Source organism: Aeromonas sp. S16(2024) (assembly GCF_041403065.1).
In the GTDB taxonomy this organism is placed as follows: Bacteria; Pseudomonadota; Gammaproteobacteria; order Enterobacterales; family Aeromonadaceae; genus Aeromonas.
On sequence record NZ_JBGLQX010000004.1, the window covers coordinates 85,401 to 99,423 of the forward strand.

Consider the following 14,023-nt stretch of genomic DNA (forward strand, 5'->3'; position numbering starts at 1 on the left):
ATGGCGAATAATCCTTTTTCGTTATTAGTCAATACGATAAGGACGACGTAACCAACAGATGGTGCAAGATCTCCCCTTGGCAGAGGATCGATACGACCTGTGGCGGCCCCGCTGTCCTAGATCATGGATCCTTAGACCGGAAGCTTTGCGTCCCGGCCTTTCGACCGGTTTGCCCTTATACACAAATTAATCAGTAGTGCGCGGCGATTATTCTCCATAGGCGCAGTCACTGCAAATGGCAGAGCGGGGACTCAGTTGATTGATTTATCAAAAAAGAACCCTGCAGACAGGGTTAAGCTCGGTGTGAGAGCGGATGTCAACCACCCAACCAACTCTATTGAGAGCGATTTCAAGATGAAAATATTTTTTCATTTTGAGGGAAAATGATGAATTTCTTCGACAACATTGACGCTGGTGGCCATGGCTGGCGGTTTATCCGCCCCGAGCTGAGGTCAGCCCGCAAAGAGTCACAGGAGAAAGGAATGGGGCCAAGGCCCCATTCCTTATGACTATCAGTTGCAGCTGGCAGCCCCCTGATCCACCCAGACGGCGGCCTTGCCAGGCTCGTCGCCCCTGGTCCAGTACTGGGCCTTCCACTTGCGACCATTGTGGTTGGTGAGATCCCCGGTGTTGTAGGCCACAGCGGCATTCCAGCCGAGCTGCACCTGGCTCACCAGCTTCCACTGATCGGCGCTCTGGCTTGGCTCGTTGCCCTGGGTCCAGTACTTGGCCTGCCACACCAGTTGCTTGTGGCTCACCTTGTCATTGGTGTTGTAGACGGTGCCGGCGTTCCAGGCCGGATGGTTGGCCGCATCGGGATCGGTTGTCTCGCAGCCGCCCCCCGTGCTGGCCGGCTTGACGGTCAGGCGGGTGCCGGCGCTGGCGTCCAGTGCCCCGTCGGTCACCATCAGGGTCAGGTCATAGACAGTGTCGCTGGTGACGCTCGGGCCTGTGACCACCAGGGTTGCACTGTCCTGACCGGTGGCGGTGAGACCCGCTGGCAGGCTCCACTGATAGCTCAGGGCATCACCGTTCGGATCGGACGCAGTGGCCTTGATGGTCACCTGCTTGCCGGACTCGACGGTCGCACTGGCCGGTACGCTGACCACGGGGGGCAGGTTCGGCTGTGGCGCCTTGTTGGTCACCACCACCTGATCCCTGGCCGAGAGTCCCTGATCGTCGGTCACTGTCAGCTCGAACACCAGATTGATGTCGGTAGTGGCGGCATCCAGCACCACGCGGGCCCTGGCCTGGGTGGCGTCCAGCAGGCTGGCCTGGGGACCCGAGACCTGCTTCCAGCTGTAGGTCAGCACGCCGCTTTCCGGATCGTGGGAGGCGGAGCCGTTGAGGGTCACCTCGGCCGGGCCTGTGACGCTCAGATCGCTGCCGGCATTGGCCACAGGCGGCTTGTTGACCGGCGGCAGTGTGCCCTCGCCGTGGCCCAGCCCCTCGTGCATGGCGTTGAGGATGTCGCCGTTGTCCGCATCGATCTCCCAGGCGAACAGGCCGCCAAGCTGGTTCGCCAGCACGTACTGCCCCTTGGCCTTGACAGAGCGATCGTTGTCGAAGCTGATGAGATCGCCGCTGCTGGCCTTGAACACATAGGCAGCCTCGGCCACCTCGTCATAACCCTGCGCCCAGCCGGCGCCCATGCGGTTGTTGACGATGTCGCGATAATCCACCACGCCATTTTCCCAGGTGCCGCTGACCGGCCCGGTGGCGGTACCGGTGAAGGGATTGCCGGCCTGGTAGTTCTTCACCCCGCTCCAGCCACGGCCATACATGGCGGCGCCCACCACCAGCTTGCCGGGCGGTACGCCCTTGGCCAGCATGGCTTTCACCGCCTTGTCGGTGGTGTACTTGGTGTCAGGATCCCAGCTCGCGGCATAGAGGTTGGTCTGATGACCCAGGTTCTGCAGGTCGAAGGCGCCCTTGAAGTCGTAACTCATCAGGAAGATGTGATCCATGTACTGCTGGGCGCTCTGGTAGTCCACATCCTCGATCTTGTCGCCACCGGCGCCGACGGCGGAGGTCAGCTCATACTGGCGGCCGGTCTCGGCTTCCAGCTCGTCGAGCATGGCCCGCAGCTCCTGCATCAGCACGGCATAGGTCTGGCCATCGGTCGCCGGGTTGCCGAGGTTGGGGTTGGCTCCCTGTCCACCCGGATACTCCCAGTCGATGTCCACGCCATCGAAGAACTTCCAGGTCTGCAGGAACTCTTTGACCGAGGCAACGAAGGTGTCGCGCTTGGTCTTGTCGCCGAAGAAGTAGAAGGGATCGGAGAGGGTCCAGCCCCCGACAGACGGCAGGATCTTGAGGTCCGGATGGGCCTGCTTGAGCGCCATCAGGTTGCCGAAGTTGCCCTTGTAGGGTTCATCCCAGGCGCTGAGGTTGCCCTGGGACATCTGAACAGCCGCCCAGGGATCGTGGATGGAGACCTTGAAGTCCTCACGACCGGCACAGGAGCGCTGCAGCGCCTCGAAGCTGCCTGAGATCTCTTTGAGGCTGTCGTTGATGCCGTTGCCGCCGCAGATGGGGGTGAAGCCGTAGAGGATGTGGGTCAGGTTCTGGGCCGGGATCTTGTCCACGGTGAACTTGCGGCCATAGACGCCCCACTCCACGTAATAGGCCCCCACCACCTTGCCAGACTTGTTGGCGTAGGGCTTGTTGTTCTCCTTGAGGGGCGCATTGAGCGGCACCAGGTGGCTGCCGTCGGTATCGGCGACCATCAGCTCCTTCTTGTCGGAGAGGGTGCAGCCGTCGGCGTTGCACAGGGCGACCTGCATCTGGTAGCGGCCCCCCTTGGTCACCTTGAAGTTGGCGGTACCCGCGGCGGAAGCAGGGCCTGACCACACCTCCTTGCCATCGAGCAGCACCTTGGCGGTCTGACCGACGTCACCGGACCAGAGATTCCAGGTCACGCTGACGGGGGCACCATCCTTGTGAACTGTCACCAGCTGGTTGTAGGCAGAGGCGGCCTGATTGACTTCGACGATGGCGAACTTGGTGGGGCCCGAGCCTATGGTGGGTTTGCCCGGGGCAGCGGCGAAGGCGGAGGTAGCACAGAGTCCCCCGACCAGGAGCGTCAGCAGGGATAGTTTTGGACTTAACATATTTGAACTTCCTTATTTCGTTATTGGAATTAACAACGAAAAAGGCAACGCAACCTGCCAGGTAACGCAGACATCATCGCCACCATGGCTTGGCCCATGGACGATACAACCTGTGGTGACCCCGCTATCCTAGGTGCTTTGACCCTTAGACCGGAGGCTTTGCGTCCCGGACTTTCGTCCGGTTTGCCTTTTTGCACAACTTGATTTGCGACAAAAATAATCGCCGGATGACTATAGGAGGGAGTCGGAGGAGGCGCTACCTAGTAAAAATGACAGCGAATAGGACTCATTTTCCAGATTGTTCGCGAACATGCCGGCAAGCTGGCGCCAACATCGGTGATGCTGGCGCCTGATGACAGTTCCCTAACTTGCCGAGCAATGCTTGATTGTGTGAAGGCTGTCACTGTATTGGCAGCAGCAGGCTGTTCATCAGCGCCCGCAGCTTGAGGGGTTTGACCGGCTTGCTGACGTAGCCAAAGCCGTGCTCGCGGATCTGGGTCTGCAGCTCGCTCTTGCGATCCGCGCTGATGATGATGCCGCCTATGTCGTTGCCATGGGCCAGCCGGATCATGTGCAGCGCCTGCAGCCCCGTCTTGCCGTCATCCAGGTGGTAGTCGGAGAGCACCAGCCGGGGCAGGAAACCGGCTCCTATGATCTCCTCTGCCTGCTCCAGGCTCTGGGCGCAGCGCACCTCGCAGCCCCAGCGTCCCAGCAGGGAGGCCATGGCGATGAGGATCTCCTCCTCGTTGTCGATGCAGAGCACCCGGATCCCTTCGAGCTGGCTGTCCCGCACCACGGGGGCCGCCAGCTGGCTCGGCGTCACCGGCCGGGTCGCGAGGTTGAGGGTGATGGAAAACACGGACCCCGCCCCGGGCCAGCTGCGCAGGGAGAGCTGATGTCCCAGCACCTGGGAAATGCCGCGGGCGATGGCGAGACCGAGGCCAAGTCCCTGCTCCCTGGCGGTGCGGGAGTGATCGAGGCGGGAGAACTCGTCGAAGATCGCCTCCTGCTTGTCCAGCGGAATGCCGGGGCCATTGTCCCACACCTCGATGCGCACCTTGTCCCCCAGGCGGCGGCAGCCGAGCAGCACCCGGCCGCCCGGGTTGTAACGGAACGCATTGGTGAGGAAGTTCTGCAACACCCGGCGCAGCAGGCGCACGTCGCTGTAGACCGCGAGGCGGCTCTCCACCACGGAGAACTGGATCTCCCCCGCCTGGGCCAGCACCCCGAACTCCGCCTTGAGGTTGCCCAGCACGTCGCTCAGGGCGAAATCGAGCTTCTTCGCCTTGAACTTGCCCGCCTCGAGGCGCGAGATGTCCAGCAGATCCGTGATGAGATCCTCGGTCGCCCCCAGGGCATCGTCGATGTGGCGGGCGATGCGGACCTGCTCCGCCGCCTGCTCCCCTCCCTGCGGCAGCATCTCCAGCAGGGAGGAGGTAAACAGCTTGGCCGCGTTCAGCGGCTGGGTCAGATCGTGGCTCACCGCCGCCAGGAAGCGGCTCTTGGAGTGGTTCGCCCGCTCCACCTGCTGGTTCACCAGCAGCAGCTGGCGGTTGAGCTCGGAGAGTTCGTGGGTACGCTCGGCCACCCTCGCCTCCAGGTGCTCGTTCGCTTCCCGCAGCACCCGCTCCGCCGCCCGGAAGGGGGTGATGTCGGTGAAGGTCATCACGAAGCCCCCCGCCGGCATGGGATTGCCCTGCATCTCGATCACCCGGCCGTCCGGTCGCTCCCGCGCCGAGACATGGGGGCTGCCCCGCTTCATGAAGGCGACCCGGCGCGCCACCTGGGCCTCGATCTCCCCCGGGCCGCAGAGCCCCTGCCTGGCGTTGTAGCGGATGATCTCCTCGATGGAGCGCCCCACCTGGATGAGCCCGTGCGGATAGTGGAACAGCTCTATGTAGCGCCGGTTCCAGGCCACCAGCTTGAGCTCCCTGTCCACCACAGAGATCCCCTGCCCCATGTGCTCTATGGCACCCTGCAGCAGGCCGCGGTTGAAGCGGAACACGTCCGAGGCCTCGTCCACTATGGTGGCTATCTCCTCGAGCTGCATGTTGCGCCCCTGCAGGGCAGAGGCCAGCACCAGCCGGGCGGACGAGGTGCCAAATACCCCGGCCAGCAGCCGCTCGGTGTGGGCAATCAGGTCGGCCGACGCCTGCATCTGGGGCGCCAGGGTGCCGCCGCGCTCGCCGGCGAAGCGGCCGAAGGCGCGCTTGACTCGGCTCGAGCCGACGAAGCGGGCCGCCAGCATCTCCAGCTCCTTGACCGAGACCCGCGCCTGGTAGAGCGCCGTGGTATCCCGGCTCGGCTTGCCGACGAAGTTGGCGGCCTGCAGCCGCTCGCTCACCGCCGCCCGCGACAGCAGGGAGCCCGCCACATAGCCGAGCAGGTTGAGCAAGAGGCTCAGGAAGATGCACCAGGCCCCCAGGCTCAGCTCGCGAAAGGCGGGCCAGTCGGGGGGGGCCAGCAGCGCCTCCAGGGGCGAGCCCGCCAGCAGGCCGCTTTCGGCCAGCAGGGTGAGGAACCAGAGGCTGACCCCGAGGGCGAGCCCGAGATAGACCCCCTTGCGATTGCCGTGCCGCCAGTAGAGGCCGAGCAGCAGGGCCGGTGCGAACTGGGCCACGGCGCCGAACGACAGGTAGCCGATGCGCGACAGGCTGGTGAGGTCCCCAAGCCAGAGATAGAGCACCCAGGCCGCCAGCAGGATCAGCAAAATGGCGCCCCGGCGCACCTGCAGCAGCAGCCGCATCAGGCGCTCATCCCGCCCCTGCTGCCAGAAGCGGCGCAGCAGCACGGGCAGCACCAGATCGTTGCTGACCATGATGGCCAGGGCGATGGTGCAGACGATCACCATGCCGGTGGCCGCCGAGGTACCGCCGAGAAACGCCAGCATCGCCATGCCGTCGAAGCCCAGCGACATGGGCAGGCTGATCACATAGGTATCCGAGGCCATGTCGGCCCCCACCCACTGCTTGCCCGCCAGCGCCAGCGGCCAGATGAAGAGCCCCATCAGGAACAGGTAGAGGGGGAACAGCCAGCGCGCCCAGTGCAGATCCTGGCCCTGATTGTTCTCCACCACAGTCACGTGGAACTGGCGCGGCAGGCAGATGACGGCGCACATGGCCACCAGGGTATAGATGGCGAGCTCCAGCAGACCGCCCGGCGACACCGCCACCACCGCATCGAGAAAATCGCTGGCCACCAGGGTGCGGGCCTCGCTCGGCCTGGCGATGATGAGCCAGAGCGCGAAGCCCCCCACCGCCATGAAGGCGAGCAGCTTGACCACGGACTCGAAGGCGATGGCGACCACCATGCCACGATGGTGCTCGGTGGCGTCCAGGTTGCGGGTGCCGAACAGTATGCTGAACAGGGCCAGCAACAGGGCGACGCCGAGGGCCAGCTCGGCCGTGTTGCCCGTGGGCCCCGCCGGCACCGAGTTGGCCATCAGCAGATCCAGCCCGGTGACGATGGCCTTGAGCTGCAGCACCAGGTAGGGAAGTATCCCCATGACGGCGATCAGGCTGATCACCATGGCCAGGCGCTGGGACTTGCCATAGCGGGCGGCGATGAAGTCGGCGATGGAGGTGATGTGCTCGCGCTTGGCCACCAGGATGAGGCGGGCCAGCAGGCGCCAGCCAAACAGGAACACCAGCATGGGGCCAAGATAGATGGGCACCGGCGACCAGGGGGATTCGCTGGCCTGCCCCACTGTGCCGAAGAAGGTCCAGGAGGTGCAATAGACGGCGAGCGACAGGCTGTAGAGCAGGGGCTGGCCCTTGAGCCGACGGCGCTTGCTCTTGTCCGCCACGTAGGCGATGAGGAACAGCAAGCCCAGATAGGCGAGCGACAACCCGATCAGCAGCCATCCTTGGTGCATCTACATTCTTCCCTTGTTCAGATGTGTTGAGCGCCGCGCCGGCTCAGCGTGCCGGCGGGCAACCGTCATTGAGTGTGCCCGCTCAGGCGGCGGCGTCCTCATGCTCCCCGCGCAGCCGCAGCACGAAGACCGGCAGCACCACCAGCACCATGATGAAGAAGATGCCCCCACCGAGCGGCTCGAACAGCACACCGCAGATCGCCATCAGGGCCGCCACCGTCATGCCGAGGCCGAGCGCCGCATAGAGCGCCTGGGTGGGGATCTGCTGCTCGGCGGGCAGTTGGCGGGTCATGAAGCGCACGGCGCCGAGGTGGCTGATGCAGAAGGTGACCCCGTGCAGCAGCTGGCCCAGCACCAGCACCACCAGTTCGGTAGAGGCGCCGAGCAACACCCAGCGCACCACGCAGCCGACGGCCCCCACCAGAAACAGGGTCTGGGCCCCGAAGCGGTGGAAGAAGCGCTTGTCCGCGGCAAACACGGCGATCTCCGCCACCACTCCCAGGGCCCACAGGTAGCCGATCAGGGTGCCGCTGTAGCCAGCCCCCTTCCAGTACATGGCGCTGAAGCCGTAGTAGGCGGCATGACTGCCCTGCAACAAGGCAGTAATAAGCAGGAAGCGGCGCACCGGCGCCGACTTGAGGGTGACGAGCAGGGAGGCCCGGGCCCGCTCCCCCTTGAGTTCCTGGGGCACCGGTCGCAGCGGCAGCACGCTCAGCGCCAGCATGGCCAGCAGTCCCGCCACCATGGTGTGCAGCACCCAGTCGCTGCCGAAGTTGCTCACCAGGGCGCCGACCAAGGTGGAGGCGACGATAAAGGCAAAGGAGCCGCACAGCCTCACCTTGCCATAGTCGAGGTGCGTCTGCACCACCATGCGGGTGGCGAGCGCCTCCCCCATGGGCATCAGGGTCGGGTAGATGAAGTTCGCCACCAGGGTCAGCAGCACCAGCCACCAGAGGCTGTGGCTCAGATAAAAGCCGAGGAAGGCCAGCAGGCTCAGCAGGCAGAGCAGCCGGGTGACGGGCAGCAACTGACCGGCCCCCTTGACCCGTCCCATCACCATCAGGTTGCCGGCAAAACGGATGGCCATGCCGACCCCCAGCAGCAGGCCTATCTGCTCGGCGCTTACCCCTTTGCCCTCGAGCCACAGGGACCAGAACGGCAGATAGGCACCGTAGACGAAGTAGAAGGCGCCAAAGAACAGGGCTAACCAGGAGAAGGCGGGCATAGGGGCTCGGCAGCGGGACAAGGGGCACAAATGATAACCGATTTTGGCGCGGGGATCCCCTGGGGCAAGGGGGAATAAAAACGATAAATATCAATAAAGTTGAACCTTTGTCACATCCCCCTGTCTATCTGGATAACACCGCTTCCTGATGAGTGTTGCAATCCTTACACCCGCCCCTGGCGGGTTTCTTTTTGGGGCTGGTTTGGGCCGCCAGACACAGAGAAGGGGCCCTGGGGCCCCTTCATCATCATCGTCATCGGCAAGTATCAGAACACGTACTTGACCCTTGCGCTCAGGTTGCGACCCGGCTCGGTCTGGTTGCTGGTGTCCGCGCTGGCGGCAAGGCCCGTGATGCTCTCGTAACTGACGTACTCCTTGTCAAACAGGTTGAAGACGCCGACGTTGAGCTGCAGATCCTGCATCGGCTTGAACTGGGCGTAGATATCCACCACGCCCCAGCCGGCGCTCTTGATGTTGTCGTTGCCTCTGGCGTCCTTGCCCACCTTGTCCATGTCGTCGGCGAAGCGCAGTGCGGTGTTGATGTTCCAGTTCGGCTGCTCCAGACGCACACCCAGGCTGCCGTTGAACGGGCTCAGGCTGTTGATGTAGTTGCCGTCGCCGTCCTTGCCCTCGATGTAGGCCAGGTTGCCCCAGACGTTCACCAGCTCGTTCAGCCAGTAGTCCGCCTTGACCTCGGCCCCCTTGGTGGTCGCCTTGTCCAGGTTCTGGTACTGATAGATGGCGGTGCGCCCTTCGGTCCCCACGGCGGTCAGCTCGATGAAGTCGTCGAACTGGTTGTAGAAGGTCGCCACCTCGTAGCTGAAGCCGCCGCTGCTGCCGCGCACCCCCAGATCGATGCCGTCGCTGCTCTCGGGCTTGAGGTTAGGGTTCGGCTCGATGCGATAGCCGTAGGCCTGGTGGTTCAGGGTGGAGAAGGCGTTGTCATACATGGGCACCTTGAAGCCGTGGCTGTACTGGGCGAACAGGTTGGCCGCCTCGTGAGCCTTGAACACCAGCCCCAGCTTGGGAGAGAACTCCCCTTCGGATATCTTCTGCATGTTCTCGCCGGTGTAGGCGGGATCCTCGTCCGGGGTCATCTTGTAGTAGTCGTAACGGGCACCCGGGGTCAGCACCCAGCGCTCGCCAAACTTGATCTCGTCGAAGGCCCAGAGCGCGCTGCGCTCGCTGGTGGTGGACGGGAAGCTCAGCTCGCTGTAACCAACGAAGTCGCCCGGCACGGTCGGCGCCTTGAAACGGGTACGCTCGTTGTCGGTGTGCTCATACTCCACACCCCAGGCCAGACGCTGGTTGGCGAGCGCCTTGCTGAACTTCACCTGGGCCCCCAGACTCTCCTGCTCGAAGCCGTTGTGATCCAGGGAGTTCTTGGTCACATAGGGGTTGCGCGGGTTGACCGGATACTTGGAGGAGGCGTACTGATCCAGGGTCTGCTTGGTGCGGGTGTAGTAAATCTTGCTGTCCACCCGATCCGCCCAGGGGGCGTTCAGGGCCAGGCCGTGATCCAGCACCAGGGAGAGGTTGTCGGTATCTTTATCGGTGATCGGCTGATTGAAGACGGAGCCCGCCTTGGTCAGATCGATGGCATCAGGATCCTGCCCCTCGATGAAGTAGTCGACCGTCAGCTTCAGGAACTGAGCATCGGAGAGGTTCCACTTGCTCTTGAGCAGCACCGCCTGGCTGACGATGTCGAACTCGTCCTTGTCGCTGTCATGGTTCTGGGTCACCCCGCCGTCGCGCCAGGTGTAGCGCAACAGGTTCTCGAACTCGCCGGTGCGTAGCGCCCCCGTGATGCCGGCCATCTTCTGGTGGCTGCTGGAGGCATAGCCGGTGGTCGCGTCCAGGTAGCTCTCCTTCCCCTTGAGGAAGTCGCCGGCATCCTTGGTGGTGATGGCGATGACGCCCCCCAGGGCATCGGAGCCGTAGGCTGCGGACGCCGGCCCCTTGGCCACTTCCACCTGCTTGATCATGTCGGTGTCGAAGTAGGTCTGGCCCACACCGCCATTCTTGTAGGCGTCGTTCTGGCGCACCCCGTCCTGCACCACCTTGACCCGGTTCTCGCTCATGCCGCGAATAGTGAAGGTCTGGGCATCCCCCGCCCCCCCCTGCACGCTCACGCCCGGCTCATAACGGAACAGATCGGCGACATTGCTGACGACCTGCTCTTCGATCTGCTCCGAGGTGATGACGGCGATGGGGCCGGAGACGTCTTCCAGCTTCTGCTCCATGCGGGAGCCGCTGACGACCATGACTTCATCCGTTTTCTTGTCTGCGGCGAAAGCAGGGGATACCAGCCCGGCCGCCACGGCGAGGGCAATCAGAGAGGGGGTGTTGTTGTGCGCCACTGCAAAGTCCTTATTGAGAATCATTATCAACCGAACGGCATCTTACCCAGCCCGCGACAAAGATCAATAATAAAGTGAATCATTCTCATTTTCTTTTGCTTCTGAACGGTTTTACACTAGCGCCTCTTTTTTCCTGCTCGCCATGCTGCCATCGTATGGTGCTGTACCTTTGCCAATCTCTGCCTTTGTGAGTGAGATGCCATGACTCGACGACTCCCCCTGCTCGCCCTGCCCCTGCTGCTGGCCGCCTGCGCCACGGCGACGCAGATCCAGCCTCCCCAGACCCTCTATCACTACCAGCTTGGCGAGGGGACGGACGACAGGCCCCTCAGCCTCGCCCAGGCGGTGGGCAAGGTCAGGGATGCCGACATAGTGCTGGTGGGCGAGCTCCACAGCCACCCGGCCGTGCACCTGTTGCAGGCAAACCTGCTGGCGGAGCTTGCAGGAATGTCGCGCGTCGATGGGCGGGCCCTGGTGCTCTCCATGGAGCAGTTCACCCGCGCCGATCAACCCGTGCTGGATGCCTACCTGGCCGGGCGCATCGGCGAATCCACGCTGATCCGGGACGGCCATGCCTGGCCGAACTACCCGAGCGACTACCGCCCCCTGGTGGAGTTCGCCAAGGCGCAGCAGCTGACGGTGATCGCCGCCAATGCCCCCAAGCCGCTGGTGAGCTGCGTCGGTCAGGAAGGCCCCGAGTGGCTCGACAAGCTGCCAGCCAGCCGCCGCAGCCAGCTCGCCCGCGAGCTCACCCTGGGGGATGACGGCTACCGCCAGAAGTTCATGGCCTCCCTGCATCATGGGGATGCGGACGGCAATGCCCGCCGCTTCGCCGCCCAGACCAGTTGGGACGACACCATGGCCGAGAGCATGGTCGACTATCTCAAGCAGCATCCCGGCCGGCGCATCATGCACATCGCCGGCAACTTCCACGTGGAGGGGGGGCTGGGTATCGCGAGCCGCATCGCCAGCCGCAATCCGGCGCTGAGAGTCGCCCTGGTGGTGCCTGAGACTGGCTCCCGGGATGGCAAGGCCGCCCCCGGACGGAGTGCCGACGTGCGGGTGCACATAGCCCCCCTGCCGGAACGCTGGCTAAATGCAGCGGAAATGAAGCAAGATATGGGCGCGCTGCATCAATCCCGCAGCCGTGACTGCAGCCAGTGGCTGCAACCCTAATCTTCCAGGATACGGCGGGTAAAATATGGACGTGTTATTGATCATCGATGTGCAGCAAGGGGTCATGAAAGCGACCCATCACCAACAGCCACAGGTACTGGCCAACATCAACCGGGCCGCGGCCCATGTCAGACAGCATCATGGCCGGGTCATCTACATCCAGCATGACGAGCTGCCAGGGGGCGAGCTGGAACCCGGTACCCCGGGCTGGCAACTGCACCCGGCCCTGCAACCCGCCAAGGGGGATAGCCGGGTACGCAAGACGGCGTGCGACAGCTTCCTCGAGACCGAGCTGGCCTTCCTGTTGGCCGAGCAGTCCGTCGACAGGCTGATCCTCTGTGGCAGCAACACCGATTTTTGCGTCGATACCACGGTACGCAGCGCCGCGGCCCATGGCTTTGAGGTGCTGGTGTTGCAGGATGGTCACACCACAGCCGATCGTCCCCACCTGAGCGCCGAGCAGATCATCGAGCACCACAACTGGATGTGGCAGCATCTGGACCTGCCCGAGGGCAGACGCATCACCCTGCTCACCACGGATCAGCTGCTCGAAGCGGCTCAACCCGCGCTGGCGTGCTAATCTGCCCGCCTTGAAGTGATCACCCGATTGGAGTCTTGCGTGCGTCTATTCTCTGCCGTTGCCCTTGTGCTGTTGTTACCGGCGATCACGGCCTGCTCCGGCATGCCGGGCACCACGCCCGACGGCCCGGCCCCCCTGTTTCATACCAACATCAACGAAGAGGGGAGCAAGCGCTTCACCTTCGAAGCCGCGCCCCTCGACGTCCTGCCGAGTCGGTTGCAGGAGGATGACAGCCGGCTGAGCCGCAACAGCAAGAGCCTGCTGGAGCGCCGCGAGGCCCTGCAGGACGAGCAACTGACCGAGACGCTGGCGGCGCGCAACTATTGCCGCACCGGCTACATAGTCCTCAGTCAGACCTCCTGGAAGATCCGGGGGGAGTGCAACGAGACCGCCACCCAGGCCGATCGCGACGCCTTCCCCAACAAGGCCTCCTGGCAGGAGTGATCCCGATTGGGGGACAGGTAACAAAACGGGCAGCCCAGGCTGCCCGTTTTTCATCTCATGACCTCGCGCCTCAGACAGGTGCGTCCGTCTCGCTGGTCAACTCGGCGCCGTTGTCGACGCGCTTGTGCCCTTCCACCAGATGGACGAAGTCCACCAGCTCGTCACCCGAGACCCGGAACGCCTGGCCGAAGCCCTTGACGAACAGTCCCTGCTCGGGCTTGAGGCGAAACAGCACGAAGTCCTTGAGGTTGGAGAGCCCTTTGACGATGTCGCCGAAACGCCCCTCCAGCGCCGCTATCGCCTTGCCCCAGCGCTCGTCATCCCGTGCCACCACCTCGGCCACCGCGTCAAAGGTGAGTCGCTTGCGGGCGAACAGTTCGCGGGCGCCGGTCTCGTCCTCGATCAGCATCAGGGAGACCTTGGGCACCTGTTGCAGGTTGCGGGCATGGCGGGCTATCTCGGAGATCAGCACATAGTAGCCATCTTCCTGCAGCACGAAGGGGGCGTAGCTGGCATTGGGGTTGCCTTCGCCATCCACGGTCGCGAGCTGCAGGGTACGGCAACCGTCACGAAATTCGCGGATCTCCGGTTGCAGACGGTTCTGCAGACGCTCCTGACGTTCACTCATGCTTTCACTTCCTCTTGATACTGGTGGCGCAGGGCCTTGAAACGCTCCACCTGGTCAGGCAGCAGCTGACGCTGCTCGTCACGGCCCAGGTAGATCTTGAAAATGCAGCGACCGCTGTGGCCGAAGAACTGGAAGGAGTGCCCCTCCTTGCCCATGAACAGCTTGCTGACCAGGGCAATGCCGACCACGTTGTCGAGCTTGAGGTGGCCGTGCATCTCGCCGTCCCGACCCATCAGGTTGTAGTAGCCACGGGCCGTCTTGCCCTTGGGGAAGGGGGCCTTCACCTCGAAGATGGAGCCGTCAGACTCCACAATGGTGGTCACCTGACCCCAACTGGCCAGATCCGCCAGCAGGGCTTCGGCCTGATCGCTCGGCACCAGCGTCATCAGCTCGGCGGGCAGGTGGCGCACCACCTCCCACTCGCTGACGGCCAGCTCGGTGGCGATGCTGGAAGGATGGGCGCTGGGATCTTGTTCCAGCAGCGCATGAATGCGTTGTGCAATGCTCATCGGTTCTCCCTGGATGATCTGGCGATAGTACTCGGTCTCGCGGCGGATACTGTAATAAAGCGGCCCCCTTAACGCAATTGATAATCGCTTTCATTATCAGTGCATTTTTTTCAC

Annotated in this window: 9 protein-coding genes and 2 riboswitches; of the genes, 3 read left to right on the plus strand and 6 right to left on the minus strand. The window is 63.4% G+C overall.

Features of this window, described 5'->3' with window-relative positions:
• Positions 1-98: 98 nt before the first annotated feature.
• Positions 99-184, minus strand: a riboswitch (cyclic di-GMP riboswitch).
• A 328-nt stretch (positions 185-512) separates the two neighbouring features.
• The 4 genes from ACB030_RS04610 to ACB030_RS04625 all read right to left on the minus strand — a co-directional run bounded on the left by ACB030_RS04610 (position 513) and on the right by ACB030_RS04625 (position 10,572).
• The gene (locus ACB030_RS04610) at positions 513-3,113 is read right to left on the minus strand and encodes a glycosyl hydrolase family 18 protein (RefSeq protein ID WP_371158398.1); all 2,601 of its coding nucleotides are present in this window, start codon (positions 3,111-3,113) and stop codon (positions 513-515) included.
• 111 nt (positions 3,114-3,224) lie between these two features.
• Positions 3,225-3,311: riboswitch (cyclic di-GMP riboswitch) on the minus strand.
• Between the two features lie 202 nt (positions 3,312-3,513).
• Positions 3,514-6,987 carry a NahK/ErcS family hybrid sensor histidine kinase/response regulator gene (locus ACB030_RS04615; RefSeq protein WP_371158400.1) on the minus strand — a complete coding sequence of 1,158 codons (3,474 nt, stop codon included), beginning with the start codon at positions 6,985-6,987 and terminating at the stop codon, positions 3,514-3,516.
• Positions 6,988-7,069: 82 nt separating this feature from the next.
• Complete coding sequence (locus ACB030_RS04620; protein ID WP_371158402.1) at positions 7,070-8,212, minus strand: 3-phenylpropionate MFS transporter; 1,143 nt, start codon at positions 8,210-8,212, stop codon at positions 7,070-7,072.
• Positions 8,213-8,478: 266 nt separating this feature from the next.
• Positions 8,479-10,572, minus strand: coding sequence for a TonB-dependent hemoglobin/transferrin/lactoferrin family receptor (locus tag ACB030_RS04625; RefSeq protein ID WP_371158404.1), 2,094 nt, complete (start codon positions 10,570-10,572; stop codon positions 8,479-8,481).
• A gap of 201 nt (positions 10,573-10,773) precedes the next feature.
• Between ACB030_RS04625 and ACB030_RS04630 the strand changes: the two genes are divergently transcribed.
• Genes ACB030_RS04630 through ACB030_RS04640 form a run of 3 tightly spaced genes read left to right on the plus strand, consistent with a single transcriptional unit; the run spans position 10,774 to position 12,772 of the window.
• A complete protein-coding gene (locus tag ACB030_RS04630; RefSeq protein ID WP_371158406.1) occupies positions 10,774-11,748 on the plus strand; it encodes a ChaN family lipoprotein in 975 nt (324 codons plus the stop codon).
• Between the two features lie 25 nt (positions 11,749-11,773).
• Positions 11,774-12,328, plus strand: a complete 555-nt coding sequence (locus ACB030_RS04635) for a cysteine hydrolase family protein (protein ID WP_202047075.1) — start codon at positions 11,774-11,776, stop codon at positions 12,326-12,328.
• Between the two features lie 39 nt (positions 12,329-12,367).
• Complete coding sequence (locus ACB030_RS04640; protein WP_025328092.1) at positions 12,368-12,772, plus strand: hypothetical protein; 405 nt, start codon at positions 12,368-12,370, stop codon at positions 12,770-12,772.
• 70 nt (positions 12,773-12,842) lie between these two features.
• Here the strand turns inward: ACB030_RS04640 and hutZ are convergent, their stop codons facing one another.
• Entirely contained in the window at positions 12,843-13,400 is a 558-nt protein-coding gene (gene hutZ, locus ACB030_RS04645; protein WP_005329149.1) for a heme utilization protein HutZ, read from the minus strand.
• On the minus strand, positions 13,397-13,909 hold the full coding sequence (gene hutX / locus ACB030_RS04650; RefSeq protein WP_005329147.1) for a heme utilization cystosolic carrier protein HutX: 513 nt from the start codon (positions 13,907-13,909) through the stop codon (positions 13,397-13,399). The genes hutZ and hutX overlap by 4 nt, the downstream gene beginning before the upstream one ends.
• Between the last annotated feature and the right edge of the window lie 114 nt (positions 13,910-14,023).

Excerpts from the sequence above, each read along its gene's own strand:
- ACB030_RS04610 (WP_371158398.1), bottom strand. The coding sequence starts at position 3,113 with ATGTTAAGTCCAAAACTATCCCTGCTGACGCTCCTGGTCGGGGGACTC.
- hutZ (WP_005329149.1), bottom strand. The coding sequence starts at position 13,400 with ATGAGTGAACGTCAGGAGCGTCTGCAGAACCGTCTGCAACCGGAGATC.
- hutX (WP_005329147.1), bottom strand. The coding sequence starts at position 13,909 with ATGAGCATTGCACAACGCATTCATGCGCTGCTGGAACAAGATCCCAGC.
- ACB030_RS04630 (WP_371158406.1), top strand. The coding sequence starts at position 10,774 with ATGACTCGACGACTCCCCCTGCTCGCCCTGCCCCTGCTGCTGGCCGCC.
- ACB030_RS04635 (WP_202047075.1), top strand. The coding sequence starts at position 11,774 with ATGGACGTGTTATTGATCATCGATGTGCAGCAAGGGGTCATGAAAGCG.
- ACB030_RS04615 (WP_371158400.1), bottom strand. The coding sequence starts at position 6,987 with ATGCACCAAGGATGGCTGCTGATCGGGTTGTCGCTCGCCTATCTGGGC.
- ACB030_RS04620 (WP_371158402.1), bottom strand. The coding sequence starts at position 8,212 with ATGCCCGCCTTCTCCTGGTTAGCCCTGTTCTTTGGCGCCTTCTACTTC.